Genomic DNA, 24,773 nt, shown 5'->3' on the forward strand with positions numbered 1-24,773 from the left:
TCGGTGTGCTCACTCTCCTTGTCGCGCTTGTTCTTTGCGGCGAACAACGAATTGCGACCAGTCGGGTTCGCGCACCGCCGACCAGTACTCGTTGAGACGCCACGGGCTGACGGTGTGAATCTCGCCGTCGGCGTTCTTGAAATACGAGTGCTTGACCGCCGGGTGTGACCACACCATCTTCTTGATCTGGATCTGTGTCCGTCGGTGCCAGTCCGTGGCGGCGTCGGGCTTCGGCTCGACGGAATGCACGTCGGGCTCGGCCAGGCGAGCCAGGCACTGGTCGATGTAGCGCATCTGCAGTTCGGACTGGAAGATCAGGCTGCCCCCGTGGGCGAGGTGGGTTCCGGGCCCGTAGACGATGAAGAAGTTCGGGAACTCCGGGACGGTGATCCCGAGGTAGGCATATGGCCTGCTCCCCCACAGCTCGTGCAGGTCGACGCCGTTGCGACCGGTGATCTTCAGCGGCCACAACACATCGGTGTGCCGGAACCCGGTGGCATAAACGATGACATCGACGTCGTGCGCGATGCCGTCCACGGTGACGATGCCCTGCGGTGTGATCCGCTCGATGGCTGTGCGCACCAGTTCGACGTTGTCGCGCTGCAGCGTTCGCAACCAGCTGCCGTTGTCCTGCAGGGTGCGCTTGCCGCAGGCCGGATAGTCCGGCATCACCTTGGCCAGCAACGGCGAGTCCTCGCCGACCTGGCTGGTGATCCACTGGGAGAACATCATGTGCGCGCCGGCATTGATGTCGCTGACGGCGTGGTCCTGATCGGCGTAGTTCGGGTCGCCCTCGGCGGCGTCGAGGCCCTTGTCCGAGCCGGGCCACAGCACCAGGAACCGGTACCACCTGCCGTAGAACGGCAGGTGGCGCATCGCCCAGCGCACGCCGTCGCCGACCTCCTCGTGGTACATCGGGTTCGGGAACATCCACTGCGCTGTCCGCTGGAACACCGTCAGGTGCTCGACGTCCTCGGCGATGGCCGGCGCGATCTGGAAGCCGCTGGCCCCGGCGCCGACGAGCGCGACCCGCTTGCCCGTCAGATCGACCGAGTGATCCCAGGCCGCCGAGTGGAACGACGGACCCCGGAACGTCTGCGCCCCGGCGAATTCGGGAATGCTGGGCCGGTTGAGCTGACCCACCGCGGTGATGAGCGCGCGTGCGCGCAGGGTGGTGGTGTGGCCGTTGGCCGATCGCAGCGAAACGTCCCAGGCGCCCTCGGCGTCGTCCCATGCGGCCGCGAGAACCTCGGTCTGCCAACGTATCCGGTCGGCCAAGTCGTGTGCGTCGATGACCTTGGTGAAGTAGTCCCGCAGCTCGTATTGCTCGGCGAAGAAGTGGGTCCAGTCGTTGTTGGGTTCGAAGCTGTAGCAATAGAAATGGTTCGCCACGTCCACCCGGGCGCCGGGATAGCTGTTCTCCCACCAGGTTCCGCCGGGCCCGGCGTTCTTCTCGACGATGGTGAACGGGATGTTGGCCTGCTGGAGGCGCACGCCGGCCAGGATGCCGGATTCGCCGCACCCGACGACGAGCACCGGCAGCTGCGATGCCCGCTCGGCCGGCAAGGCGGCCGGGCGGCGGGGGTCGGCGCCCTCGAGGTCCAGCTCTTCGGCGACCAACGACAGATAGTCATCGGGAACGTGCTCACACGCCGCCCAGTCCATCATTTCCCTGATGAGCTCGCCGCTCAGCGGCGCCGGTTCGGGGCAGCCGCGATCCCGGTACTCGGTGATCACCGTCAGCGCCTCGGCCCGGGCCCGCGCCTTGTCCTCCTCCGACATGAACCCCTGGACCTCGTTGAGGAAGACGCCCATCTGCTTGTAGTCGCGGATGAATCGGGGGTCGCCGGTGATGTGGACGAGCGAGAGCAACAGCGTCGGGATGCTGACATCCTCGAGGGCGGTGGCGATCTCGGTCGTCGGCGTGGTGAAGGGATCGCCGGCGTAGCGGCTGCGCATCAAGCCGATCCTCTCGATGGTGTGGAAGCCAATTACGCTACGCACAGTTTCGTAATTGGCAGCACTACGCTACCCGGTCGCTCGGCGCAGGATCAAGGGATTGGAGGCGGTGGCGGACGAACCGCATCGCAACGCGGTCCCGGCGACGAGTCGTAGTGACGGGGCGCAGTTCAGGACCCGCTGGCCACGTCAGTGAGCTCCGTACTAAACTAGAACACGTTCCAATTCGGCGAGCATCCCAGGAGTTGTAATGCACACCCCTATTTGCGACGAACTCGGCATCGAGTTCCCGATCTTCGCCTTCACCCACTGCCGCGACGTCGTCGTGGCGGTCAGCAAGGCCGGGGGGTTCGGCGTGCTCGGGGCCGTCGGCTTCACGCCCGAGCAGCTCGAGATCGAGCTCAACTGGATCGACGAGAACATCGGCGACCACCCCTATGGCGTCGACATCGTCATCCCGAACAAGTACGAGGGCATGGACTCGCACCTGTCCGCGGAGGAACTGGCGGACACGCTGCGCAAGATGGTGCCCCAGGAGCACCTTGACTTCGGGAAGAAGATCCTCGCCGACCACGGTGTGCCGGTCGAGGACAGCGACGGCGACAGCCTGCAGCTCCTCGGCTGGACCGAGGCGACCGCCACGCCCCAGGTCGAGGTGGCGCTCAAGCACCCGAAGGTGAAGATGATCGCCAACGCGCTGGGCACCCCGCCCGCCGACATGATCAAGCACATCCACGATGCAGGGCTCAAGGTCGCCGCACTGTGCGGCTCCCCCTCGCAGGCCCGCAAGCACGCCGACGCGGGCGTCGACATCATCATCGCCCAGGGTGGCGAGGCCGGCGGCCACTGCGGCGAGGTGGGCTCGATCGTGCTGTGGCCGCAGGTCGTCAAGGAGGTCGCCCCGGTTCCGGTGCTGGCCGCCGGCGGCATCGGCAGCGGCGAGCAGATCGCGGCCGCGCTGGCGCTGGGCGCGCAGGGCGCGTGGACCGGATCGCAGTGGTTGATGGTCGAGGAATCCTCGAACACCCCGGTCCAGCAGGAGGCCTACGTCAAGGCCGGCAGCCGCGACACGGTCCGCAGCCGGTCGTTCACCGGCAAGCCGGCCCGCATGCTGCGCAACGACTGGACCGAGGCGTGGGAGGCCCCGGACAACCCGAAGCCCCTCGGAATGCCGTTGCAGTACATGGTGTCCGGCATGGCGGTTCGCGCCACGAACAGGTACCCGAACGAATCCGTCGACGTCGCGTTCAACCCGGTCGGACAGGTCGTCGGCCAGTTCACCAAGGTGGAGAAGACGTCGACGGTCATCGAGCGCTGGGTGCAGGAGTACCTGGAGGCGACCAACAGGCTGGACGAGCTCAACGAGGCCGCCTCCGTCTGACGGCGGCGGCGTGCCTGGCCGGCGGGTGGCTAGACGTCGTCGACGTCCTGCCGGCCGGTGAAGACTTCCTTCGTCCGGTCCAGCGCGTACGTGCCGATATCGATGGAGTTCTGAACGATTCCGCTGGCACCGCCGGCGAGGTCGCCCCGGATGATGTCGCTGGCGTGCTCGACGATGTCGGAGGCTTTCTCGACGGCGTTGGTCGCGATGTCCCTCGCCGCGTCGACCGCATCCTTGGGATTGAAGGCCATCTCGAGTCTCCTTTGTCGCAGGTTCGTTGCCCTGAACTCTAGACGGGAATCGAGACCATTTCTCGGCGGCCTTGGGCCCGTAATGGGCCGTCAGTAATGGACCAGGGTGCGCCAGTAGTCTTCGGGAATTTCGGCCCCGGACCGCAGTATTCGGGCCAGCCCGACGGCCATCGCGATGCCCAGCAACCCCAGCCACAGCCCGGTCACCGCGATGATGCCCCACAACACGGCGGTGACCGTCGGCCACGGCGAGAACACGGCCAGGACCGGCGCGAAAAAGAAACCGGTGCCGATGTACCACGCCGACCCGGCGCGATCCGAAGCCAGGACGAAACGTAGCCAGCGGGGCACGGGAGACGCGCCGGGCTCACCACGGTTCATCGTCGTTCCGATCAGTCGGAGGGCGGGAAAAATCCTGCCCCGGTAAACCATCCGGGCTGCCACCCCTGGTCTCCCAGGCACAACATGGGAAGCCCGTCCGGAGTCTGCGCCGCCGCCTGCGAGCCGGGGCATTTCGCGCCGGTCTGCTGGACCCCATACAGCGGGTAAGACGCCACCCAATACCCGATGGTGGCCGCCGGGAACTGGTTCGGTGGCGGGAAATGACAGGCCTCGGCCTGGCCACTGGGCCCGCGCCCGAAGATGAAGCGCTCGTAGTTGTCGCACGGGGCGCCCAGCGAAGCTTGGTAATTCATGCCCGGGACGTCGCCGTCGTAATGCGGGTCGGCGGCCGCGCACGGCGCCATGCCGATCGTGATGCCCGCTATCGATGCGGCGCTCACCAATTCCCGAATCATGTTCCACCCCGCCTGTCGTCGCCGGTGACCTGCACCAAAGCATATCGGTCGGTCCGCCGGCCACAAGACGGTTTCGGCGCGCGGCCGCGATCCCTGGTGGCGGCCGCCGCGGCGGAAAATGCGCACGTGCGGAACACGTTCCAATTTGGCCCCGGCGATCTTGTGTCAATGCTTCCCAACCGTGGTCCGGCAATGGTTTCCTTGCACAAGGACGCCTAGACGACTTCGTATCGAGGAGTGCGCCATGTCAACCGTCGAGCCCAGCACCAAGCCGGTCCCCAACCTGCCTCCCGGCTTTGACTTCACCGATCCGGACATCCACGCCGAGCGCTTGCCGGTCGAAGAACTGGCCGAGCTGCGCCGGACGGCGCCGATCTGGTGGAACGAGCAGCCGATCGGGGCGGGCGGCTTCGACGACGGTGGCTTCTGGGTGGTGTCCAAGCACAAGGACGTCAAAGAGGTCTCGCTGCGCAGTGACGTGTTCTCCAGCCTGGAGAAGACCGCGCTGCCCCGCTACAAGGACGGCACGGTCGGCGAGCAGGTGGAGCGCGGCAAGTTCGTCCTGCTCAACATGGACGCGCCGCAGCACACCCGGCTGCGCAAGATCATTTCGCGGGCCTTCACCCCCCGGGCCATCGAGCGCCTGAGTTCAGACCTCGCCGAGCGTGCCCGCCACATCGTTGAGGAAGCGGCCGCCGAGGGGCGCGGCGACTTCGTCGAACAGGTGTCGTGCGAGCTGCCGCTGCAGGCCATCGCCGGGCTGATGGGCGTGCCGCAGGAGGAACGCAAGAAGCTGTTCCACTGGTCCAACGAGATGGTCGGCGACCAGGACCCCGAATTCGCCAACAACGACGCCATCACCGCCTCGGTCGAACTCATCATGTACGGCATGCAGATGGCCGCCGACCGGACGGCGAATCCGGGCGAAGACCTTGTCACCAAGCTGGTCCAGGCCGACATCGACGGGCACAAGCTTTCCGACGACGAATTCGGCTTTTTCGTGATCCTGTTGGCGGTGGCCGGAAACGAGACCACCCGCAACTCCATCACCCAGGGCATGATGGCCTTCACCGACTTTCCCGACCAGTGGGAGCTGTTCAAGAAGGAGCGTCCCGGCACCGCGGCCGACGAGATCGTCCGATGGGCCACCCCGGTCACGTCGTTCCAGCGCACCGCGCTCGAGGACTACGAACTGTCCGGCGTGCAGATCAAAAAGGGTCAGCGCGTCGTAATGGTCTACCGCTCAGCCAATTTCGACGAGGACGTCTTCGACGATCCGTTCACGTTCAACATCCTGCGCGATCCCAACCCGCACGTCGGGTTCGGCGGAACCGGCGCCCACTACTGCATCGGGGCGAACCTGGCGCGCATGACCATCGACCTGATGTTCAACGCGATCGCCGACGGCATCCCCAACCTCGAATCCATCGGCAAGCCCGAACGACTCCGGTCGGGCTGGCTCAACGGGATCAAGCACTGGCAGGTGGACTACCACACCGACAGCGCGACGAAATCCCCTGCCGCGCACTAAGCTAAGCCGATGCCCACACATCAAGCCGTCCGGATCCAGACCGCAGGCGGCCCCTTAGAGCTGGCCGACGTCGAAACCCCATCACCCGGTCGCGGCGAGGTACGGCTGGCGGTCGCCGCGTGCGGCATCTGCGGCACCGACGCGCACTTCGTCAACGGTGGGTTCCCGGGCATCTCATGGCCCCTGACCCCCGGACACGAGATCGCGGGCAAAATCGCCGAAGTCGGCGACGGTGTCGAGGATTTCGCGGTCGGTGATCGCGTCGCGGTCGGCTGGTTCGGCGGGTGCTGCCTGCATTGCGATCAATGCCGCAAGGGCCTCTTCATTCACTGCGAGAACGGGAAGGTGCCCAGCTGGCAGTATCCCGGCGGGTACGCGGAGTCGGTGACCGTGCCGGTGAGCGCCCTGGCCCGGATACCGGCCGAGCTCTCCGACGCCGAAGCCGCCCCTATGGGTTGCGCCGGCGTCACCACCTACAACGCCCTACGTCACACCAAGGCGCTGCCCGGCGATCGGGTGGCGATACTCGGCGTCGGCGGGCTAGGGCACCTCGGCGTGCAATTCGCCCGGGCGATGGGCTTCGAGACCATCGCGATCAACCGCGGCACCGGCAAGGCCGATGACGCACGCAAACTCGGTGCCCACCACTACATCGATTCCACGGCCAACGATCCCGCCGAAGCGCTGAAGGACTTGGGCGGCGCGACGGTCGTCCTGGCCACCGCGGGCAATTCGAAGGCGATGGCCGCAACGGTCGGCGGCATCGTCCCCCAGGGCGAACTCGTCACCATCGGCGTCACGCCCGAGCCGCTGCCGATCAGTCCCGTACAGCTGATAACCCCCGGAATCAGCATCGTCGGCCATCCGTCCGGGACGGCCAAAGATGTCGAGGACACCATGCATTTCGCCGTCCTGTCCGGCGTGCGGGCGTGGATCGAGGAGTTGCCGCTGGCGCAGGCGGCCGAGGGTTATGCGGCGTTGGAGCGGGGGCAAGCGCACTACCGCACCGTGTTGACCATGTGACACCGTCGTTCCGTGACTTCTGAGAAGGACGTGACGTGGACGATCGGCCCGCCCGACGGTGAACTGTTGCTCCACACCGGTGTTGCCGGCCGGGCGGCACGCATGGGCCACCGCCTCACCATCGCGATGGCGCGGTGGCGTGCCACCGTGAGCTGGGCGGGTACGCGGCCCGTCAGCGCGGAACTCGCGGTCGACGTCGATTCGTTCGACGTGCAAAGCGGCCAGGGTGGTGTCAAAGGGCTGTCCACGATCGAGAAAGCACAGGTCCGATCCAACGCCTTGAAGTCGTTGCGCGCCAACAAGTTCCCTGAGATTCGCTTCAATGCGGAAGTCATCGAGCCGACCGGTGACGGGTACCGGCTCGCCGGCGCGCTCGAAATCCTGGGCACCTCGCGCGACCACGTCATCGACCTGCGCACGGAAGATCTCGGAGACGCGTGGCGCATGTCCGGTGAAACCACCGTCCGTCAAACCGATTACGGCATCAAGCCCTACTCGCTGCTGATGGGCTCGGTCCAGGTCGCCGACGAGGTGTCCTTGACCTTTACCGCGGTGCACGCCAAGGACGGGTGAGTTGCCCGCTCGGGAGAATCAGGGCTGCGGCTCGGCCGCGCGCGGCGCCGAATCGGCGGCGTCGCCCGCGTCACCGGGGATGTGCTCGAGCACTCGGGTCAAGTAGGGCTGCCCGTTGCCGGGATCCGGCAGCCGGTCGCCGTCCGCGACCGGTTGCTCTTCGGGAACGGCAGGCCCGGCAGCGGGTTCGCCGGCGGGCGGCTTGGCATGCGGGGCGGGGCGCTTGACCGGCGGGGCCGCCGGAAGCGGCGCGACGGCCCTGGCTGCCTCGGCGGCCTGGGGCGTGGGCGGATGGGTGGCGTGCTTGGCCGCGGGCGCGCTGGCCGGACCCACGTGGATTCCCACCGCAAGCGACACAGAGCCGACGAAGGTGATCGCACCGGCCGCCAACGCGGTGAGGGCTCCGGCGTAGGGCAGGTGCCGCTGCCGTGCGGGGGCTGTGGAAGCGGGTTCGCTGTGGTGGGCCACCAGCTGATCGTCGGTGAACTCGGTGCTGCGGGCCGCGGACAGCGCCGCGCCCCGCGCGATGGTCACCTGGGCCATCGATTGCACGAAAACCGGTACCGGCAAGGCTTTTTCGAGTTGCCAGGAGAAGCCGTCGATGTCGCGGTGTGCGCCCACGACGACGACCCCGCCCGGCTGCCATCCGCTGCGGTCGAACATGCCGGTCAGCCAGCGGGTCAAGCCGTCGAGGCCGCCGCGCACGTGCTTGGTCGCCGTCTGGGTCTCCCCGTCCTGGGTGTCCACCATGACGACGGTGGTGACGTCATTGTCGAGAATGCAGACGGCGGTCTGTTCGTAACCGATGACGGGTGCGATGGCCTGCGCCAGGGTCTCGACGGCCTCGAGGAACCGGATCGGCACGACGTTGTCGAAACCCGCGTCGGTCAACGCCTCCAGCACCAGCGCCGCCTGAGCGGATGCGTCGTCGTTCCAGGTCACCCCAATGACGCGCAGGCGGTGATCGCTCGCGGCCGCCGCCGTGTCGACCCGCAACACCTCGTTGAGGACTTGCTCGGCGGTACTCACGGCATGGACACCCCGGCCGGCGCGCAGCGCCAACTCCTGGTGATCCAGGATGGTGCCGTCCGCGCCGTGTCCTTCAGCGAGGACCCACCCAACGGCGGTCGGCGTCACTGACAGGCCAAGTACCGTGTCCAAATCTATGCCCCAATCGGTCCCGCGCCTCGGCTCCCAGACACACCGACGCGCACCGTGAAACCGCTGGTGCGGAGGTTCGTGAGAGCCGGAACAGACCCGGGATAGCGTGGTCCTCATCGGCTTGCTTCGACAGAGCCTACGCGGTCCGCGCAAGCCCGGCCGCCCCGGTCCACATCGCCTCGCGACACGCCGGTGATCCCCTTTGGGGTTGATCTGAACAGGACGCCGCACCGTCTCATCGGATATGCACACAATTCCGTTGTCGCGATGCGCCGACGGCGGAGTCGAATGGTCGACGGCGCGACGCGCGTCCCCGGCGTCCATCCCAGCGAAATCCGATCACCGTTGATTGGGCGCGCGCTTTGTCTCTTGCTCGGTAGCAAGCGCTTTCAGCGCTCGGCACGCCCGACGCGGCCACTGGCCGGGGATTTTTGCCGAGGACCGATTAGGGGGACGCGCAGCGGGTACTCGCCGATCGTCGCCGCCCGGATCCCCGGGTGGCGAAATTGCGAGGTAAAAGCGATACGAAACCGAGACGCGTCCGCGTCCCAATCGACATTTGACGGACTTACACGGTAAATTCCTGTGAGACCGCGATCACATTCGATCACATCCGACAAGGGGCAGGTATGACAGATCTGAGCGAGAAGGTCCGGGCCTGGGGGCGCCGACTTGTGGTCGGCGCAGCCGCGGCCGTAACCCTGCCGGGCCTGATCGGTATTGCCGGCGGCGCGGCGACCGCGAATGCATTTTCGCGTCCGGGCCTGCCCGTCGAATACCTGCAAGTGCCGTCCGCGGGAATGGGCCGCGACATCAAGATCCAATTCCAGAGCGGCGGCAACGGCTCCCCCGCGGTCTACCTGCTGGACGGGCTGCGGGCTCAAGACGACTACAACGGCTGGGACATCAACACCCCGGCGTTCGAGTGGTACTACCAGTCGGGCCTCTCGGTCATCATGCCGGTTGGCGGTCAGTCCAGCTTCTACGCCGACTGGTACCAGCCCGCGTGTGGGAAGGCCGGTTGCTCGACCTACAAGTGGGAGACCTTCCTGACGAGTGAACTGCCGCAGTACCTGGCCTCGAACAAGAGCGTCAAGTCCACCGGCAGCGCCGCGATCGGCATCTCGATGTCCGGCTCCTCGGCGATGATCCTGGCCGTGAACCACCCCAACCAGTTCATCTACGCCGGCTCGCTGTCGGCGCTGCTGGACCCCTCCCAGGGCATGGGACCGTCGCTGATCGGCTTGGCGATGGGAGATGCCGGCGGTTACAAGGCGGACGCCATGTGGGGCCCGTCAAGCGACCCGGCCTGGCAGCGCAACGACCCCAGCCTGCAAATCCCGGCGCTGGTCGGCAACAACACCCGGCTCTGGGTGTACTGCGGTAACGGGACACCCTCGGAGCTGGGCGGGGCGAACATGCCGGCCGAGTTCCTGGAGAACTTCGTGCGCAGCAGCAACCTGAAGTTCCAGGATGCGTACAACGCGGCCGGCGGCCACAACGCCGTATTCAACTTCAACGCGAACGGCACACACAGCTGGGAGTACTGGGGAGCCCAGCTCAACGCCATGAAGCCCGACCTGCAGAGCGCCCTGGGCGCTTCCGCGGGTGGCGGCGGATAACCATTCACCTGACGCCACTACTGCGCTTGACGACATCGTCAGGCGCAGTAGTGCGTTAAGGGGAGTCAGACTCGTCGTCATGCCCGCCAGCACGCGCTTGCGCCGCGTCACTGTGCTGTGTATCGCCGTGGCCGGCGGCCTGACCGGGTGGGCGGCGCCGGCTCGCGCCGACAGCGTCGGTTCCCTGACGCCATTGGTCGACGCCGCCGCGCAACGGCTACAGATCGCCGACCCGGTGGCGGCTTATAAATGGCACACCCGTGGGGCCATTGAAGACCCGGTACGCGTCCGCCAGGAATTGGCAAAGCTGGGCGATGACGCCGTCGTCGCGCGCATCGATCGCGACTACGTCACCCGCGTCTTCGGTGACCAGATCGACGCGACCGAGGCGATCGAGTACAGCCGGTTCGCGGACTGGAAGCTGAATCCGGGTGACGCGCCGGCCGACCCGGCGGACCTGGCGGCCTCGCGGTCGGCGATCGATGGCCTCAACCAGGAAATGCTGACTCAGATATCGCGAAACTGGGACGTGCTGCACTCGCCGGCGTGCGCGCCGCAACTGGGCGCCGCGAGGAGCGACATCGCCGCGAGCCGCCGCCTCGATGACCTCTACCAACGGGCCCTCTGGTCAGCGACGCAATCGTATTGCCAGCAATAATTTAATTTTTCCTCACCATTCCCTAACCGTCGAATTTGGCCTGGCGATAAGGCGATTTCCGCAGATAGAAGGCATATCTCGCGCCATTTTCGAATAGGTAACGCTTTGGCCACACGCGCCGAAATGCTTGACATGAAGAATCCCTGCAAGCTTCTCGTCAAGTCCGTAGCGGTCGGCGGGTTCGTTGCAGCATCGATGGCTTCGTCCACGGGTGTGGTGAGCGCGGACGCCGCTCCCAACTGGGACGCGATCGCTCAATGCGAATCCGGCGGCAACTGGCACGCCAACACCGGAAACGGCAATTACGGTGGACTGCAATTCAAACCGGCCACCTGGGCGCGCTACGGCGGCGTCGGCAACCCGGCGGCCGCCTCCAGGGAGCAGCAAATCGCCGTGGCCAACCGGGTTTTCGCCGAAGAGGGCGTGGAGCCCTGGCCGAAGTGCGGTGCGAATTCCGGTCTGCCGATCGGTTGGTACTCGCACCCGGCGCAGGGCATCAAGCAGATCATCAACGGGTTGATCCAGGCGGCCATCCCGCACTGATGACACGCCCGTGTGGTCTATGACCCGACACGAAGCTGTGTTTGGATCAGCCCATGGAAGGTTCGGCGACTGTTCACATGGCGGCGCCTGCGGCCAAGATCTGGGATCTCATCGCGGACGTGCGCAACACCGGACGGTTTTCCCCGGAAGTTTTCGAAGCCGAGTGGCTGGGCGATGCGACCGGCCCGGCCCTCGGCGCGAAATTCCGCGGTCACGTCCGGCGCAATGAAATGGGACCGGTGTATTGGACGACCTGCAAGGTCACCGCGTGCGAACCGGGCCGCGAATTCGGCTTCACGGTGCTGCTCGGTGATCGGGAGGTCAACAACTGGCACTACCGCTTGGCGCCCAGCGGCGGCGGAACGGATGTCACCGAGTCGTTTCGGCTGAACCCCGCGCCATGGCTGGGCATGTACTGGTTGTTCGGCGGCTTTCTGCGCAAGCGCCGCAATATCCGCGACATGACCAAGACGCTGAACCGCATCAAAGACGTGGTCGAGGCCGACGCGTCGTGAAATCGGTCTTCATCACCGGCGCAGGCAGCGGCATGGGCCGCGAAGGCGCAAAGCTGTTCCACGCCAAAGGCTGGCGGGTGGGCGCGGTGGACCGCAACGACGACGGCCTGGCCACGCTGCAGCAAGAACTGGGTGGCGACCGGTTGTGGACCCGTGCCGTCGACGTGACCGACAAGGCGGCCCTGGACGGCGCCCTGGCCGACTTCTGCTCCGGCAACACCGGCGGCGGCCTCGACATGATGTGGAACAACGCCGGCGTCGGCGAATCCGGGTGGTTCGAGGACGTGCCGTATGACGCCGCGATGCGCCTCGTCGATGTGAACTACAAAGCGGTGCTGACCGGCGCCTACGGTGCGCTGCCCTACCTCAAGAAAAACCCTGGCAGCCTGATGTTTTCGACGTCGTCCTCCTCGGGGACCTACGGCATGCCCCGCCTTGCCGTCTACTCGTCGACCAAGCACGCGGTCAAGGGGCTGACCGAGGCGCTGAGCGTGGAGTGGCAGCGACACGGGGTGCGCGTCGCCGACGTGCTGCCCGGCCTGATCGACACCGCCATCCTCACCACGACGACCAACCACTCCGACGACGGCGGCGCGCCGAGAACGGCCGAGGAGTTGCGCGCCACCGCTCCCAAGAAAGGCCCGCTGCGGTTGATGCCGGCCAGCAGCGTGGCCGAGGCGGCGTGGCAGGCCTACCACCATCAGAAGCGGCTGCATTGGTATGTGCCCAAGAGCATCCGCTTGATCGACTTCTTCAAGGGCTTGAGTCCGGAACTCGTGCGACGCAGTATCGTCAAGGCCCTACCCGCGCTCGCGCCGAAGCGGCAGTAAGGAGGTCGGCTGGTGCAAAACCGCTTGCCCACAGTCGCTTTGGTCCTGGCGGCGGTCGCCGTCAGCGTCGCGGGCTGCAGCGCCGCGCAGACGACACCGCGCCGGGCCGCCCGGCTGACCATCGACGGCGCCACCCACACGACACGTCCCCCGGCCTGCCGACAAGACCAGATGTACCGGACCATCAAAATCCCGGACCACGACGGCGGCGTCGAAGCGGTGGTGCTGCTCAGCGGTTACCGGGTCATGCCGCAGTGGGTGAAGATTCGCAATGTCGACGGCTTCACCGGCAGCTATTGGCAAGGCGGCGTGGGAGACGCGCATGTCGACCTCAACAACAATGCCTACACCATCGCCGGCAGCGCGTACGGCATCAACAGCAGCAACCCCAACAAAGTGGTGACCACCGACTTCAAAATCGTCGCGGAGTGCTGACTCCCCCGATCGGTGAGGCCTACGCTCGTAGCGAAACCTGAGCGAGGGAGGGCCGGTGAAGGAACGACTGCACTGGTTCGCGATGCATGGCTTCATCCGCGGCGTCGCGGCGTTCGGCGCCCGCCGGGGTGACGTCCAGGCCAGGTTGATTGCCGATCCGGCGGTGGCCGCCGATCCGGTGGGCTTCTACGACGAAGTCCGCGCCCGCGGCAACCTGGTCAAAGGCCGCGTCGCCTACCTGACGGCCGATCACGCACTCGCCCACGAGCTGCTGCGGTCCGACGACTTCCGGGTGTTGATTTTCGGGTCGAATCTGCCCGCACCCTTGCGATGGCTCGAGCGCCGCACTCGCGACGACCTCCTGCACCCCCTGCGCGCGCCCTCCTTGCTGGCCGTCGAGCCCCCCGACCACACCCGCTATCGCAAGACCGTGTCGGCGGTGTTCACGCCCAGGGCGGTCGCGGCCCTGCGGGAGCGCGTCGAGCAGACGGCCGCCGACCTGCTCGAGCAGCTCACCGGCGAGTCCGGCGTGGTCGACATCGTCGGCCGCTATTGCGCGCAACTGCCCGTCTCGATCATCAGCGAGATCCTCGGCGTGCCCGAGTCGGACCGGCCGCGCGTCCTGGAATTCGGCGAGCTGGCCGCGCCGAGCCTCGACATCGGCCTGCCGTGGCGGCAGTACCGCAGCGTGCAGCGCGGAATCGCCGGCTTCAGCACCTGGCTCGCCGAACATCTGCAGCGGCTGCGCCTCGAGCCCAGCGACAACGTGATGAGCCAGCTGATCCAGACCGTCGAAAGCGGCTCTGCGGAAACCTATCTCAACGACAGCGAGCTGCAGGCCATCGCCGGACTGGTATTGGCGGCGGGCTTCGAGACCACGGTCAACCTGCTGGGCAACGGGATTCGCATGCTGTTGGACGCGCCCGAGCACCTCGAGACCCTACGGCGCCGCCCGGAGCTGTGGCCCAATGCCGTCGAGGAGATCCTGCGGCTGGAATCGCCGGTGCAGCTGACCGCGCGGGTGGCGCGGGGCGATGTCGAAATCGCGGGGCACCAGCTCGCCCGCGGCGACCTGGTGCTGGTGTATCTTGCTGCCGCCAACCGGGATCCGGCCGTGTTCAGCGACCCGCACCGCTTCGACATCGAAAGGCCGAACGCCGGACGGCATCTCGCCTTTTCCGGTGGCCGACACTTTTGTCTCGGCGCGGCGCTTGCCCGCGCCGAGGGAGAAGTGGGCCTGCGGACGTTCTTCGACCGCTTCCCCGAGGTGCGCGCGGCGGGCACCGGATGCCGGCGCGAGACCCGGGTCCTGCGGGGATGGTCGTCGCTGCCGGTGGCGCTCGGGCCGGCCCGGTCGATGGCCGCCGCCGAGAGTTAGCCGTTGGCACGCGAGTATGCCCGCAGTGGTTGACACCGGGTCGCCAACCGAGTTTATTTGCCGGTATGACAGAGGTATCTATGATCGCGGTCGAGGATGTCGTCCATGGGCTGTGGCAGGCCCTTTCGCGCCGTGATTGGGAGGCGATCCCGGCATTTTTGTCCGACGACTGCCTCTACGTCGACATGCCGGTTCCGGCCTTGTCGGCCCGCGGTCCCGAGGGCATCGTCAAACGGCTCAAGATGGGTCTCGAGCACCTCGCGGGCTACGAGAACCACACCGGCGTGTTGGTGTCCAACGGTTCCGACGTGCTCTACGAGCACTCCGAGACCTGGACATTCGCGACCGGCGAGCAGGGTGTCCTGCGATTCGTGACGGTCCACCAGGTCGTCGACGGCAAGATCACCGTCTGGAAAGACTATTGGGACATGAACAGCCTGGTGGCCTTCGCTCCCCCCAACCACTTCGAGGCTCTGGCGACCGGCGACACGAGTTGGGTGTTCGACGCGTCAGCGCTCGTCTGACAGTTCCCATTTTCCGAGCCGGGTCGCGGAATCCCCTGCGGCCCACGGCAATACGCCGGCTCGGCGCGTGGTGCCGTGGAATGCCGGCATGGCCACCCCTCATAGGCCATTCCGGCGATCCCTCGGCACAAACGCTGATAGGGCTTGACTACAACCCGCCCTGTTGCGGGTATGACACGCGGTCACCAGAACTGGCGGCGTAGCAACCGCCACTGGGTGAGGCGTAGGTCGAAGGCGCCAAAGAGGCGGCGACGGTAGCGAAGGCTGCGTCGACGACGGCAGCACGGGACAACATGTGCCCAAACCTCCTTGGAGCCTCAGTTTGGTGACGTTGCCCGATTCGTCTCCCGAAGCCTATGCGCCCCGACGTTTGCTTACATCGAAATTTGTGAAAATTTTTGCCCGCGCCGATTTCTCACGGCCGGTCACCCGGTGCGGCGAGGCCATAGATCCTTCGGGCGTTCTCGGCGGCGATGAGATCGACCACCCGGATGGCGTCGGCCTCGCTCCAATCACCGTGATCGACGAATTCGCGCAGCACTCGGTGCAGTCTCCTGCGCCACAGCGCGGCTCCGAGAAAGTGCAGTTCCGCGGGACCGAATCCGTCTGACGAGTAGAGGATCTTGGACAAGGGCGCCAGCTCCAGCAGCCGCGCGAGGAAAGCCGGCGACCGCGCCCCCAAGTGATTCACGCTCAGTCCACCGTCGAGGTAGACGTTGTTGAACGCCTGCGCCAGATAGCCGGCCTCACGCTCGTAGGGATAACAGTGCAACAGCACGATCGGGGCGTCGGCGGCCTGGCGCAGAAAGTCAAGCAGCAGCAGCGGATTGGCCTTGTGCAGATCGCAGTCGCGATCACCGAACCCGACGTGGAATTGCAACGGCTTGCCGAGCCGCAGCGCTTGGTGCAACCCGAACCGCAGCAGTACCCGATCCGTTAATCGCGTCCCGCCGCGCTCGCGCCACCGGGTGGCGGCGTCGGCGACCTCCGTCGTCGATGGCTCGCTGAGGTCGCCCTCGAAACCGCCCCGGTAGGCCAGGATCGATTTGGTGCCAACGGCGCCGGCCCCGCGGCCGTGCAGGATCTCCTCGAACGCCGCCGCATAGTCACCCGGCGCCTGGGCGGCCTGTTCGGCCACCTCCTCGAGACGCACGATTTCGTGCGCCGGGTTGCCCGACAGCCGGGCCATCTGCCCGACGCCGGCGATGCCGTCGCCGCCAATGCCGGTGTCTACCAGCCAGTCCCCGACGCCGGCGGCGGCCAGGAACATCCGCGCCAGTTCGTCCTCACCGAACTGGCGGCGACGCTCCCAATAAGCCTGCGGGTCGACGTGTTTGGGCAACCCGAGCACGGGGGCGCAGTGCGCGCGCACGGCGAACCCGAGTTGCGAGTCGAAACCGGAATCGGTGATGGGCTCGGTGTTGGCCTCATTGAGTGCGTTCTCGAATCGCTGTCGGTCTCCTGCCGTCAACCAACAACCGTGGACGTGCTGATCGATCAGCGACACGGCACCGATGTGCTCGGCCAGGTCGCGGGTGTCGGCGCTCATCACCAGCCCGTCACACACTCCAGGCCATGCGGAACCGATCCGCGAGTTGCTCGGGGTCCAGATCGCCGTAGCGTTCGTGTTCCAGCCGGCGGACCGCGACCACCATGTCGACCGCCGGATCGCCCAGAATGCTGCGCATCCGCGCCGAAGCATCCAGTGCCGCGATCGCCTCGACCTGCGAATCGGTCAGGCGCACGACGCCGTCCCGCGCGCGATCGGCGTCGGAGCCGGCGGCCGGGTCGACCGTGATCTCCGGGGGCAGCGGGGCTCCGGATTCGATGCCGTCCAGCGCGAGCCCCAGGATGGCCGCCGACGCCAGGTACGGATTGGCCGAGGGATCGACGATTTTGACCTCGACGTTGCCCCCGCGCGGGCTGGCGGGTCCGCCGGTGACGAATCGCACTGCGGCCTCGCGGTTCTCGGTGCCCCAGCACGCGTAGGCGCCGGCCCAATTGCCGGGACGCATCCGCAGGCCCGAGACGATCGATCCGCACAGCACACCCTGGGCTTCCGGCAGGCCGCGAACCACGCCCGCCACCGCGCTCTCCCCCGCCGGCGTCATGCCCGCGGCGCCCGCGCCGTAGGAGAACAGCGGGCCGTCCGGCGTCGTCAGCGAGAAGTGTTGGTGGGCACCGGATCCGGCGTCCCCGGCGAAGGGCGTGGGCGACAAGCTAATGCGCAGGCCGTGGCGGCGTGCCACGCGGCCGACGATGAGCCGCATCAGTACCAGCTGATCGACGGCGGCTATCGGCGACTGCGGTGGCAGCGAGATCTCGAACTGGTTGACGCCAAACTCGGAGTGGAACTGTTCGATCGCGATCCCGGCCCCCGTCGCCGACCCGATCACCTCCCGGATGAACGTCTCGCGCTCGAGCACGCCGGCGAGGCCGTACGGGGCCCACAGCGTGGGCGGCAGCCGGCCACAGTCCGGGGCGACCAGGAGGAATTCGATTTCGTGCCCGACGGTCGCCTCGACGCCGGCGTCGGCGAGCGCGGCCTCGACCCGTCGCAGGGTTCCGCGCCCGCACGCGGGTACCGGCGTGCCGTCCTGTTCGAAAAACGCGGCGGGCGCCCACGCCAGGCCGTCGCCCACGATGCGCAACGCGGACAGGTCGATCCGGAGCCGTTGGTCCCCGACCACACCCACGTCGGCGGTGAAGGCGATCCCGGTCTGGTCGATGGCGAACGCGTGCCAGGACGGGCTGGCGCCCAGGCCCGGATCGGCGAACGTGTTCGTCTGGCGGATCGGCACCGCCTTGGCCAGGGTGAGCCCGGCCGGATTGACGACGGTGCCGATGACCGTGTCGACGCCCTCGGCCTCCAGCTGGGCGATCGCCGCGGCGGCAAGGGGTGTGCCGGTCATGGCAGTCATTCTGCAGCCTCGTCGTGCCCCGGTCGGGTAAACCGTGCCGCGTGGCCGGTCAGTTCTGGCGGCCGACGAGTTCGGAGACGAACCGGTCGAGGAATCCGTCCACCGGTGCCCGACCGGCGGGCCGGATGACGAATTTCGTCAGCCCCGCCTCGAGGTACGCGTCCAGTTGGCGGTGCAGCCGATCCCACCCGGCGGCGATCAGCTCACCGGGATCGAGATCCGGTCGGCGCTTGCGGGCCGCCGCGGCCAGGTCGGCGGGCAGCTCGCCCTCGGTGACGGCCAGCGAGATGCCGAAGTGGTCGGGTTCGATGTGCCGGCCGGCCTGCGCCGCGGACCGCTCGATCGCCTCGCGCCCGGCCCGGGCCTCGGCCGGGGTGAGAAAACTGCCCAGCCAGCCGTCGCCCAAGGCCCCGATGCGCCGAAACGCCGCCGGCGCCGACCCGCCCAACCAGATGTCCAGCGGCGGCGCCGGTTTCGGGGCGACCGCGGCGCCGGTGACGGTGAAGTAGTGGCCCGTGAACGTGGTCGAATCCCCTTCCAGCGCCGCGCGCAGCACCCGCAGCGACTCGTCGAAGACCGCCGCCCGCCGGCCGTCGGGGACCACGAACACCTCGCGCTCGGCCGGAATCGCCGACCGCAAACCGAACACGGGAAGGACCCGCTTCGGGGCGACGGCCGCCAGCGACGCCAGCTGCTTGGCCACCAGCACCGGATGACGGCCCGGCAGCACCGCCACCGAGGTGCCCACCTTCAGCCGGCTCGTGCGGGCGAGCGCGTAGGCCATCCCGACCGTCGGATCCACCGCCGGCGAGTACACCAGCTCGGAGAACCACAGCGAATCCACGCCGTTGGCCTCGAGGTGATCCACGATGGCGGCCAGCTCATGTGGGGCGGTGTCCGCCCCCAGTCCGACGCCGAAGCGAACCTTCACCGGCGTGTCCTCCCGCGTGGTCTCACCCGTGGCGCAACGCCGCGGCACCACGTTTTGTGCCCGCGGCGCGCGTCACCGCCCACTGCCCGGATTTCGTGGGGCGCGAGCCGCTATGCGCGGCTGGGAATGGTCAGCTTGCAGGCCTGGCCGATGTCGAGGGTCCGCAGCACCCGGCCCATGCCCACCCACAGGGCGCAGGACAGCGCCAGGTCGGCCAGCAGCTCATCGGAGAAGTGTGGGGCGCAGCGCGCCCAGAAGTCCTCGTCGTCGCGCAGGCCGGTGTGATCGGTGGCGAAGCGGTCGGCGAACTCGGCCGCCAGCCGCTCCTGGTCGCTGTAGCCGGCCCAGGTGCGCCACTCGTGGACGTGGTCGTACAGCTCTTCGTCGACGCCCGCGGCGGGTCCGTCCTCGTCGCGGGTGTTGACGCACACGACGCATTCGTTGCGGTGGGCGATCACGGCGCGCGCCAATTCGCGCGTGCGCAACGGCAACCGGTTCTTGGTGTACACCGCTTGGCTGAAGCCACCGAGCGCGCCGCCGATGTCCGGTGACTTCGCAAACCAGCCGGCCAGGTCGTCGTCAGCAAATGTTCCGATTCGGCTCATGGCGTGATGGTACGCCCGCCGGATGCCGCGAGTGACGGTTGCCGGGAAACGGGTGGCGCCGCCCGCTAGCGGGCGGCCGGGCCGATGGCCGTGGTCGGCGTTTCGTCGTGCCAATCACGTTGGGCGAGAACGCGATGCGCGACGCGTTCGAGCGCGGCCTGCACGGCGCGGCGGTCCGGGCGGCCCTCGAAGCCCGGTGAGCGGGCGAGCTTGTCGACGAGCCAGGCCACCAGCAGCGAGTGCACGTAGGCGACCTGCTGGGCGCCGGCCGGGGTGAGCCACAGTTGTTCGCCGTCGCTGTGCGCGTAGCCGCCGGCCGCCAGCCGCGCGAAGGTGGGCTCGAGAACCTCGAACGGGATCCGGTGATAGTCGGCCATGTCGGTGAGACGGGCGGCCCCGTACATCTGCGTGTAGCGATTGATGCGCAGAACTCCCCACAGCCCGGCTACGTCGAGCCGGCAGTCGGGCCGCATGGCGATGCTGCGCAACCGCATGCCGGTTTCGCCGCGCAGCATCCGCGCGATCGCGTTCTCCAGCATCTGTTCGGGGGTCTCGGAGGTCGGCATGCCGAACGCGTCGCCGAGATCGACTGTGCTGTCGTGGATATCCCGCAGCGGGACCTCGCGCAGGAACAGCGCCAGCACGAAACCGATCAGGGCGACCGGGGCGGCCCATAAGAAGACCTGGGTCAGTGACTCGGCGTAGGCCGCCACGATGGGCGCGGCCACGTCATGCGGCTGCCGGTGCAGCGCACCGGGCGAACTGACGGCGCTCGGGGGCACGCCGCTGGCCGCCAGGGCCGGCCCGATGCGGCGGTCGAGGAAGTTCACGAACAGCGAGCCGAATATCGCCGCGCCGAAAGAACTTCCGATGGTGCGAAAGAACGTCACCCCCGACGTGGCGACGCCGAGGTCTTCGAAGTTCGATGTGTTTTGCACGATGAGAACCAGCACCTGCATGGACAATCCGATGCCGGCGCCCAGGATGACCAGGTACAGCGACTGAATCAGGGCGGACGTCGACGGGTCCATCCGCGACATCAGCAAAAACGCCAGCGCCATCAGCGCGGTGCCGGCCACCGGGAAGATCTTGTAGCGGCCGGTGCGGCCGACCAGGGTGCCGCTGCCGGTCGAGGTGATCAGCATCCCGACCACCATGGGCAGCGTGCGCAGACCCGAGGTGGTCGCCGAAACCCCGTTGACGTACTGCATATAGGTCGGCAGGAACGTCAGCGCACCCAGCATCGCAAAACCCACGACGAAGGACAGCACGCAGCACACGGTGAACACCGGACTGGCGAACAACCGGATGGGCAGGATCGGTTCGGCGGCCCGGCGTTCCACCACCACGAAAACGCCCAGCGCCACCGCGGCCCCGACGAACAAGCCGATGATCGTCGGTGACCCCCACGCGTACAGCGTTCCGCCCCAGCTGGTGGCCAGGGTCAGGGCCGCCGCGCCCAGGCCGACGAACGCTATTCCGGAGTAGTCGATGATCGGCTTGGCGGACGCGGCCAGCGCCGGAATCGTCGCGGCGGCAACGAAAATCACGACCACCGAAATCGGCACGTTGATCCAGAACGCCCACCGCCAGGTCAGGTAGTCGGTGAAATAGCCGCCCAGCAACGGGCCGATGACCGTCGTGACGCCGAAGACCGCGCCGAGGATGCCCTGATACCGGCCCCGCTCGCGCAGCGGAACGACCTCGCCGATCAGCGCGCTGGCGGTGACGGTGATGGCGCCGCCGCCGATCCCTTGCAGGGCACGGGATCCCACCAGCATGGCCATCGACTGGGACAGCCCGCACAACGCCGACCCGACGACGAAGAAGACGATGGCCCCCTGGAACACCCGCTTGCGCCCGTAGAGGTCCCCGAGCTTGCCGGCCAACGCGGTGACGACGGTCGACGCGAGCAGATAACTGGTGACCACCCAGGACTGATGGCCGGCGTCGCCCAGGTTGGCGACGATCGTCGGCAGCGCCGTGGCGACGATGGTCTGGTCCAACGCCGCGAGCAGCATCCCCAGCACGATTGCGACGAAGATCAGATTGCGCCGTTGCGGACTGATCAGCTCGCCGCTGGTCGCGGAATTCGCCGCCGGGGTCGCCTGGGTCACCGCTCTCGGGCTCGTCATGCCGGGCCGACGTTACCTACGTCGCCGCCGCACGACTCAGCTGGGTGGCCGCGACACGCACTGCGCCGAGTACAGCTCCACGCCCAGCTTGTCCATCAACTCCAGCTGCGTCTCGAGGTAATCGATGTGCTTTTCCTCGTCCGCCACGATCTCCTCGAACAGCGTGGCGGTGGTGGAATCCTGCTTGTCGCGGCACAAGACGATGGCCGGCTTGAGGCGCTCCATCACCTCATACTCGATGGCCAGGTCGGCCTCGAATTGCTCACGCAAGGTCTGACCGATGCGCAGCGAGAAGAGGCGCTGGTAGTTCGGCAACCCGTCGAGCAACAGGATGCGGTCGGTGATCGCCTCGGCGTGTCGCATCTCGTCGAAGGACTCGGCGCGGGTGTGCTCAGCTAACTCGGTGAAACCCCAGTTGTCCTGCATCTTGGAGTGCAGGAAGTATTGGTTGATCGCGGTGAGCTCGCTGGTCAACTGCTCGTTGAGTAGACGCAAAACTTCCGGATCCCCTTGCATTTTCACTCCTACGGTGTCTGCGGCTGTCATGTTCGGCCGCGGTCGGCGCGCTGGGCTGAAGCGCACAAACCTGGGCTGTAGCAGCACTTTGCCACGGCCGCCGCAAATGTTCTAGCAAGGTTTGGCTGCACTCAGTGGGGTATCGAGCTAGTCTAATCACCTCGTTGTTAGGTTAGACTTCACTAATCAAGTTAGGTTAGACTCCACTAATATGCGGCTTGTTTGTTCGGCACCCCCGTCGGGGCCCTTGGGCACCCGGGAGGCCGGGCGCGGGGCCGACATCGGGTCGCTCGGACGAGCCGTCGACGGAAGGGAAGCCCACATGCGGGAGGTGCGCTGATGTACGTGTGCCTGTGCGTCGGGGCTACCAGCCAGACCGTGTGCGACGTCGTCGCCCAGGGGGCGTCGACCTCCAAAGAAATCGCCGCGGCGTGTGGAGCGGGCGGTGACTGCGGTCGCTGCCGGCGCACCCTGCGCGCGATCCTCGCCGACTCGGCGAAGTTAGAGACGGCGCCGTCGGCCTGACGGCGGAACGCCGCGTCAGCCCTTGTTGAAATCGGCCAGCGCCGCGGCGTTGGCCTGCGCGCCCATGAGCTCGGCGAAGTGCGCGTTCTCCCGCGCGGTGGCCGCCGCGATCTCGGGGCGGACCGGCTCCATCATCGTGTGTTTGACGGCCATCAGGCTCGAGATCGGCCGGGAGGCAAGGATTTCGGCGTGGTGGCGAGCCTGCGGCAGCAGGTCGTCCGGTTGGCACACCCGCCAAACCAGGCCCATCCGCAACGCCTCGTCTGCGTCGACCCATTCCGACGACATCAACAGCCACGCGGCGTTCTGCCGGCCCACCAGCTGCGGCAGCAGATACGACGACGCCGCTTCCGGGGCCACGCCCAGGCTGGTGAACGGGCACTTCAGGCGGGCCGTCGATGACATGAACGTCAGGTCGGCATAGCCCAGGATCGTGGCGCCGATCCCGACCCCGACGCCGTTCACCGCGCAGATCAGCGGCTTGGGAAAGGCGCTGAGCGCGTTGATGAGTCCGATGAAGCCATGCTTGCCCGGGGTGAAGCCGGGGTCGGTGATGCGGGCCTGCATCTCGCCGAGGTCGGTACCGGCGCTGAACCCGCGACCCGCGCCGGTCAACAGGACCACGGCCACCTCGGGATCGTCGGCAGCGGCCAGCAGCGCCTCGGCGGCGGCGTCATAGAGGGCTTCGTTGAAGGCGTTGAGCGCCTCCGGGCGGTTCAGCGTGAGGGTGCGTACCCGCTTGTCGTCATCGATCTGCAGCGTCACGCCAGCAGCCTAGCGAGGCTAGCCGTTGCTGTAGACGCGGGTTGGCGCGATCAGCACGACGGCGCGACCCTCGGAGGCCATCACCCGGTCGTACTCGTCCCAGTTGTCGTGCGTGCCGCCCGCCGCAGTGAACACGTCGCGCAGCAGCATCCGCAACCGATCGGGATCCGTCAGCCACGGCTGGGTGTCCTCGGGGCCGACCACCTCGGCGCGGCCCTCGACGGTCGCCCACTGCCACCCGTTGCGGAAGGTGACAGCCAGCTGCGGCCGGGCCCGCAGGTTGGCGAGCTTGACTCTCCCGTTGGTGGTAAACCCCAGCACCGGTTCACCGTTCGCCGGGTGCGCCAACAGGCCCACGTTGACCAGCGACGCCTGCACCGTTCCGTCACCGCGGACGGTCGAGACCACCGCCAATCCGCTTTCCGCCGCCGCCAACGCCACGGCGTCTCGCAGTGTCGTCATCGGAAAGCCTCATTCCCTGAACGGCGTGCTGATGACGTAGCGGCTCGTTGGCACGGTGTCGATGTTCTCGTTGGCGCCAAAGGCCGTCGTACTGGCCACCATTCGTCCCAATCGATGTTGTAGGTCGCGGTCGTCGGCGGCCCCGAAAAACGCCTGAAGATCGGTGATCGCCTCCGCCGGAAACAACTCCTCGACGATCCCGGCGATTCCCGGCGCGTCTTCGGTGAGCGCGCGCACCACCCAATTCTGGGTGTAGCCGAACGTCGACTGTGTCTCGATGGCGACCGGCGTATGGTCGCGTTGCCAACGGGTCAGCCACGTCGCCTGGTCCATGTCCGCGGGCCGGCGCAGCAACGCGATGTTGGCTAAACCCGGTGTGCGCGAACCGGACTCGACGGTAGGCGCGCTCAGCGGGACCGATTCCGTCACCAGATAGGCGGCGAGCTGCTCGCACTCCTTGGCGAGCAGGGCGAGCGCGGAGGTCATCTGCTCGCCGTAGCACTGCTGGGTCCACATACTCACCACCGCGGCGACCGGGGGGTCCAGCGTCGTGAGAGTCATCAACGACTGGCGCACGGCGTCGTCGCGGACATTGACCGACAATCCGGGCACACCCAGCTCCAGCAGCGCGTCGGCGACCGGCCCCCGCTGCCGGGCGCACCAATCGTCATCGGAGTCGGCGCGCATGAGCACGGCGATTACCTTTTCCATAGGCCGAACCTACCGTTGCGG

At 67.3% G+C, this 24,773-nt stretch carries 27 protein-coding genes; 13 read left to right on the forward strand and 14 right to left on the reverse strand.

Annotated elements, in window-relative coordinates; translation table 11 throughout:
* Positions 1-9 precede the first annotated feature (9 nt).
* Positions 10-1,959, reverse strand: coding sequence for a flavin-containing monooxygenase (locus tag G6N26_RS04180; protein WP_083020028.1), 1,950 nt, complete (start codon positions 1,957-1,959; stop codon positions 10-12).
* Positions 1,960-2,209: 250 nt separating this feature from the next.
* Here G6N26_RS04180 and G6N26_RS04185 point away from each other — a divergent pair, with 250 nt between their 5' ends.
* Positions 2,210-3,340: a nitronate monooxygenase gene (locus G6N26_RS04185; protein WP_067175477.1), complete on the forward strand. Its 1,131-nt coding sequence runs from the start codon at positions 2,210-2,212 to the stop codon at positions 3,338-3,340.
* A 29-nt stretch (positions 3,341-3,369) separates the two neighbouring features.
* Here the strand turns inward: G6N26_RS04185 and G6N26_RS04190 are convergent, their stop codons facing one another.
* The 3 genes from G6N26_RS04190 to G6N26_RS04200 form a co-directional block, all read right to left on the reverse strand.
* A complete protein-coding gene (locus tag G6N26_RS04190; protein ID WP_008256834.1) occupies positions 3,370-3,591 on the reverse strand; it encodes an Rv1893 family protein in 222 nt (73 codons plus the stop codon).
* A gap of 90 nt (positions 3,592-3,681) precedes the next feature.
* Positions 3,682-3,972, reverse strand: a complete 291-nt coding sequence (locus G6N26_RS04195) for a hypothetical protein (RefSeq protein ID WP_067175480.1) — start codon at positions 3,970-3,972, stop codon at positions 3,682-3,684.
* A gap of 11 nt (positions 3,973-3,983) precedes the next feature.
* Positions 3,984-4,388 (reverse strand): hypothetical protein, encoded by a 405-nt coding sequence (locus G6N26_RS04200; RefSeq protein ID WP_067175483.1) that lies wholly within the window; start codon positions 4,386-4,388, stop codon positions 3,984-3,986.
* Between the two features lie 244 nt (positions 4,389-4,632).
* On the opposite strand from G6N26_RS04200, the gene G6N26_RS04205 reads away from it, so the two are divergent.
* The 3 genes from G6N26_RS04205 to G6N26_RS04215 are packed head-to-tail and all read left to right on the forward strand — an operon-like array spanning position 4,633 to position 7,515.
* The gene (locus tag G6N26_RS04205) at positions 4,633-5,919 is read left to right on the forward strand and encodes a cytochrome P450 (RefSeq protein WP_083020030.1); all 1,287 of its coding nucleotides are present in this window, start codon (positions 4,633-4,635) and stop codon (positions 5,917-5,919) included.
* A 9-nt stretch (positions 5,920-5,928) separates the two neighbouring features.
* Entirely contained in the window at positions 5,929-6,942 is a 1,014-nt protein-coding gene (locus G6N26_RS04210; RefSeq protein WP_067175489.1) for an alcohol dehydrogenase, read from the forward strand.
* A gap of 12 nt (positions 6,943-6,954) precedes the next feature.
* On the forward strand, positions 6,955-7,515 hold the full coding sequence (locus G6N26_RS04215) for a YceI family protein (protein ID WP_067175492.1): 561 nt from the start codon (positions 6,955-6,957) through the stop codon (positions 7,513-7,515).
* Positions 7,516-7,533: 18 nt separating this feature from the next.
* Here G6N26_RS04215 and G6N26_RS04220 read toward each other — a convergent pair whose 3' ends face one another.
* A complete protein-coding gene (locus tag G6N26_RS04220; protein WP_179960288.1) occupies positions 7,534-8,676 on the reverse strand; it encodes a DUF7159 family protein in 1,143 nt (380 codons plus the stop codon).
* Between the two features lie 629 nt (positions 8,677-9,305).
* Here G6N26_RS04220 and ag85B point away from each other — a divergent pair.
* The 8 genes from ag85B to G6N26_RS04260 all read left to right on the forward strand — a co-directional run bounded on the left by ag85B (position 9,306) and on the right by G6N26_RS04260 (position 15,181).
* Positions 9,306-10,298 carry a diacylglycerol acyltransferase/mycolyltransferase Ag85B gene (gene ag85B, locus G6N26_RS04225; protein ID WP_067175498.1) on the forward strand — a complete coding sequence of 331 codons (993 nt, stop codon included), beginning with the start codon at positions 9,306-9,308 and terminating at the stop codon, positions 10,296-10,298.
* 79 nt (positions 10,299-10,377) lie between these two features.
* Complete coding sequence (locus G6N26_RS04230; protein ID WP_083020035.1) at positions 10,378-10,956, forward strand: chorismate mutase; 579 nt, start codon at positions 10,378-10,380, stop codon at positions 10,954-10,956.
* Positions 10,957-11,061: 105 nt separating this feature from the next.
* Positions 11,062-11,499 carry a resuscitation-promoting factor RpfC gene (gene rpfC, locus G6N26_RS04235; protein ID WP_067175501.1) on the forward strand — a complete coding sequence of 146 codons (438 nt, stop codon included), beginning with the start codon at positions 11,062-11,064 and terminating at the stop codon, positions 11,497-11,499.
* Positions 11,500-11,534: 35 nt separating this feature from the next.
* Positions 11,535-12,014: an SRPBCC family protein gene (locus tag G6N26_RS04240; RefSeq protein WP_179960340.1), complete on the forward strand. Its 480-nt coding sequence runs from the start codon at positions 11,535-11,537 to the stop codon at positions 12,012-12,014.
* Positions 12,011-12,844, forward strand: coding sequence for an SDR family oxidoreductase (locus G6N26_RS04245; RefSeq protein WP_067175508.1), 834 nt, complete (start codon positions 12,011-12,013; stop codon positions 12,842-12,844). Before G6N26_RS04240 ends, G6N26_RS04245 begins: the two co-directional genes overlap by 4 nt.
* A gap of 12 nt (positions 12,845-12,856) precedes the next feature.
* Positions 12,857-13,279, forward strand: coding sequence for a lipoprotein LpqH (locus G6N26_RS04250; protein WP_067175511.1), 423 nt, complete (start codon positions 12,857-12,859; stop codon positions 13,277-13,279).
* Positions 13,280-13,334: 55 nt separating this feature from the next.
* The gene (locus G6N26_RS04255) at positions 13,335-14,657 is read left to right on the forward strand and encodes a cytochrome P450 (RefSeq protein WP_083020037.1); all 1,323 of its coding nucleotides are present in this window, start codon (positions 13,335-13,337) and stop codon (positions 14,655-14,657) included.
* A gap of 80 nt (positions 14,658-14,737) precedes the next feature.
* On the forward strand, positions 14,738-15,181 hold the full coding sequence (locus G6N26_RS04260) for a nuclear transport factor 2 family protein (protein WP_067175517.1): 444 nt from the start codon (positions 14,738-14,740) through the stop codon (positions 15,179-15,181).
* A 415-nt stretch (positions 15,182-15,596) separates the two neighbouring features.
* Here the strand turns inward: G6N26_RS04260 and G6N26_RS04265 are convergent, their stop codons facing one another.
* The 6 genes from G6N26_RS04265 to bfr form a co-directional block, all read right to left on the reverse strand.
* On the reverse strand, positions 15,597-16,730 hold the full coding sequence (locus tag G6N26_RS04265; RefSeq protein ID WP_083020066.1) for an amidohydrolase family protein: 1,134 nt from the start codon (positions 16,728-16,730) through the stop codon (positions 15,597-15,599).
* Between the two features lie 10 nt (positions 16,731-16,740).
* The gene (locus G6N26_RS04270; RefSeq protein WP_067175521.1) at positions 16,741-18,093 is read right to left on the reverse strand and encodes a type I glutamate--ammonia ligase; all 1,353 of its coding nucleotides are present in this window, start codon (positions 18,091-18,093) and stop codon (positions 16,741-16,743) included.
* A 58-nt stretch (positions 18,094-18,151) separates the two neighbouring features.
* Complete coding sequence (locus G6N26_RS04275) at positions 18,152-19,033, reverse strand: TIGR03854 family LLM class F420-dependent oxidoreductase (RefSeq protein ID WP_067175658.1); 882 nt, start codon at positions 19,031-19,033, stop codon at positions 18,152-18,154.
* Between the two features lie 110 nt (positions 19,034-19,143).
* Entirely contained in the window at positions 19,144-19,638 is a 495-nt protein-coding gene (locus G6N26_RS04280; protein WP_067175524.1) for a carboxymuconolactone decarboxylase family protein, read from the reverse strand.
* Positions 19,639-19,703: 65 nt separating this feature from the next.
* Positions 19,704-21,773, reverse strand: a complete 2,070-nt coding sequence (locus G6N26_RS04285; RefSeq protein ID WP_179960289.1) for an MDR family MFS transporter — start codon at positions 21,771-21,773, stop codon at positions 19,704-19,706.
* Between the two features lie 36 nt (positions 21,774-21,809).
* Positions 21,810-22,289: a bacterioferritin gene (gene bfr, locus G6N26_RS04290; protein WP_067175527.1), complete on the reverse strand. Its 480-nt coding sequence runs from the start codon at positions 22,287-22,289 to the stop codon at positions 21,810-21,812.
* A gap of 339 nt (positions 22,290-22,628) precedes the next feature.
* Here bfr and G6N26_RS04295 point away from each other — a divergent pair, with 339 nt between their 5' ends.
* On the forward strand, positions 22,629-22,814 hold the full coding sequence (locus G6N26_RS04295; RefSeq protein ID WP_064934839.1) for a (2Fe-2S)-binding protein: 186 nt from the start codon (positions 22,629-22,631) through the stop codon (positions 22,812-22,814).
* Positions 22,815-22,829: 15 nt separating this feature from the next.
* Here the strand turns inward: G6N26_RS04295 and G6N26_RS04300 are convergent, their stop codons facing one another.
* From G6N26_RS04300 to G6N26_RS04310, 3 genes are read right to left on the reverse strand one after another with little or no spacing between them, the layout of a single operon-like run.
* Positions 22,830-23,579, reverse strand: a complete 750-nt coding sequence (locus G6N26_RS04300) for an enoyl-CoA hydratase/isomerase family protein (protein WP_067175530.1) — start codon at positions 23,577-23,579, stop codon at positions 22,830-22,832.
* 18 nt (positions 23,580-23,597) lie between these two features.
* A complete protein-coding gene (locus tag G6N26_RS04305) occupies positions 23,598-24,041 on the reverse strand; it encodes a TIGR03618 family F420-dependent PPOX class oxidoreductase (RefSeq protein WP_067175533.1) in 444 nt (147 codons plus the stop codon).
* Between the two features lie 9 nt (positions 24,042-24,050).
* A complete protein-coding gene (locus tag G6N26_RS04310; protein ID WP_067175536.1) occupies positions 24,051-24,752 on the reverse strand; it encodes an EthD domain-containing protein in 702 nt (233 codons plus the stop codon).
* Positions 24,753-24,773 lie beyond the last annotated feature (21 nt).

The organism is Mycobacterium marseillense (assembly GCF_010731675.1).
In the GTDB taxonomy this organism is placed as follows: Bacteria; Actinomycetota; Actinomycetes; order Mycobacteriales; family Mycobacteriaceae; genus Mycobacterium; species Mycobacterium marseillense.

What these genes read in the sequence shown, in the direction of transcription:
- G6N26_RS04180 (WP_083020028.1), bottom strand. Translation starts at nt 1,959, where the DNA reads ATGCGCAGCCGCTACGCCGGCGATCCCTTCACCACGCCGACGACCGAG.
- G6N26_RS04185 (WP_067175477.1), top strand. Translation starts at nt 2,210, where the DNA reads ATGCACACCCCTATTTGCGACGAACTCGGCATCGAGTTCCCGATCTTC.
- G6N26_RS04190 (WP_008256834.1), bottom strand. Translation starts at nt 3,591, where the DNA reads ATGGCCTTCAATCCCAAGGATGCGGTCGACGCGGCGAGGGACATCGCG.
- G6N26_RS04195 (WP_067175480.1), bottom strand. Translation starts at nt 3,972, where the DNA reads ATGAACCGTGGTGAGCCCGGCGCGTCTCCCGTGCCCCGCTGGCTACGT.
- G6N26_RS04200 (WP_067175483.1), bottom strand. Translation starts at nt 4,388, where the DNA reads ATGATTCGGGAATTGGTGAGCGCCGCATCGATAGCGGGCATCACGATC.
- G6N26_RS04205 (WP_083020030.1), top strand. Translation starts at nt 4,633, where the DNA reads ATGTCAACCGTCGAGCCCAGCACCAAGCCGGTCCCCAACCTGCCTCCC.
- G6N26_RS04210 (WP_067175489.1), top strand. Translation starts at nt 5,929, where the DNA reads ATGCCCACACATCAAGCCGTCCGGATCCAGACCGCAGGCGGCCCCTTA.
- ag85B (WP_067175498.1), top strand. Translation starts at nt 9,306, where the DNA reads ATGACAGATCTGAGCGAGAAGGTCCGGGCCTGGGGGCGCCGACTTGTG.
- G6N26_RS04230 (WP_083020035.1), top strand. Translation starts at nt 10,378, where the DNA reads ATGCCCGCCAGCACGCGCTTGCGCCGCGTCACTGTGCTGTGTATCGCC.
- G6N26_RS04260 (WP_067175517.1), top strand. Translation starts at nt 14,738, where the DNA reads ATGATCGCGGTCGAGGATGTCGTCCATGGGCTGTGGCAGGCCCTTTCG.
- G6N26_RS04265 (WP_083020066.1), bottom strand. Translation starts at nt 16,730, where the DNA reads ATGAGCGCCGACACCCGCGACCTGGCCGAGCACATCGGTGCCGTGTCG.
- G6N26_RS04270 (WP_067175521.1), bottom strand. Translation starts at nt 18,093, where the DNA reads ATGACCGGCACACCCCTTGCCGCCGCGGCGATCGCCCAGCTGGAGGCC.
- G6N26_RS04280 (WP_067175524.1), bottom strand. Translation starts at nt 19,638, where the DNA reads ATGAGCCGAATCGGAACATTTGCTGACGACGACCTGGCCGGCTGGTTT.
- G6N26_RS04285 (WP_179960289.1), bottom strand. Translation starts at nt 21,773, where the DNA reads ATGACGAGCCCGAGAGCGGTGACCCAGGCGACCCCGGCGGCGAATTCC.
- bfr (WP_067175527.1), bottom strand. Translation starts at nt 22,289, where the DNA reads ATGCAAGGGGATCCGGAAGTTTTGCGTCTACTCAACGAGCAGTTGACC.
- G6N26_RS04295 (WP_064934839.1), top strand. Translation starts at nt 22,629, where the DNA reads ATGTACGTGTGCCTGTGCGTCGGGGCTACCAGCCAGACCGTGTGCGAC.
- G6N26_RS04305 (WP_067175533.1), bottom strand. Translation starts at nt 24,041, where the DNA reads ATGACGACACTGCGAGACGCCGTGGCGTTGGCGGCGGCGGAAAGCGGA.
- G6N26_RS04310 (WP_067175536.1), bottom strand. Translation starts at nt 24,752, where the DNA reads ATGGAAAAGGTAATCGCCGTGCTCATGCGCGCCGACTCCGATGACGAT.